General features: G+C 43.8%; 1 protein-coding gene. It reads right to left on the reverse strand.

What is annotated here, in order from left to right:
• Positions 1 to 42 precede the first annotated feature (42 nt).
• Positions 43 to 756: cyclin-dependent kinase inhibitor 3 family protein (locus A3738_RS25235; RefSeq protein ID WP_231876759.1), on the reverse strand; the 714-nt coding region annotated here is incomplete at its 5' end.

The raw sequence follows: 756 nt of genomic DNA on the forward strand, positions 1-756 counted from the left end.
GACATCCTTTATCTACTCTTTAGTATTATTCTAGATTTATTGTTATATGGCCTTCCAAGCCTGAGCAAGAACATAGCATTCTTGGTCATAGGTTTCTATAGAGTTGGGTCTCGCGTCTCGAACGTACTGGATAGCTTTTACGGGGTTTATCCCTAGTTCAGTTAATATACGTGCTGCCAATAGGCCTGTTCTGCCTAGTCCGCCGCGGCAGTGAATAACAAAAGAATCACCATGTTTGAGAGCTTCATATAATTGCGCTTTGTTTTCTGCCCAAGTGGCTTCGAAGGTGCTATCAGGTACTTGCATATCTTTAATGGGTATATGTAACCAGTTAAGTTGTGAGTTTTTGAGCGCCGTAGGAAATTGAGTTACGCCAAGAATCTCAAATTCGTGCGTTTCCATTAGCGTGATAAGCGTTTTGCCGCCCCAGGCCAAGATCGCTTCTATATCTGTGTTTAGATCACGCTCCCATCTGCCTCCATATAATCCGTCGCAAATTTTACCGGGGCAGAAGGTTAAACCAATTTTACCTTTGGCGTTTGGAGGGTGTATTTCATCAATTCGAAGGGGGTGTGTTTTACTCGTTTTAATTTCGTTTGGTCGCTGTTGAGTTTCGAGTTTTGCACGAAGGTGTTCGAGAGGGCTCCAAGCGTTTCGTTCATGATCGAAAAAGCTCCAAAACTGCCATGCATTGCTAGTGCTATTGGCTGCGATAGGCATCGTATTCATTGCCGAGTTTATTGAGGTGTAGGTCGT

The sequence above is a fragment of the Oleiphilus sp. HI0066 genome (assembly GCF_001635725.1).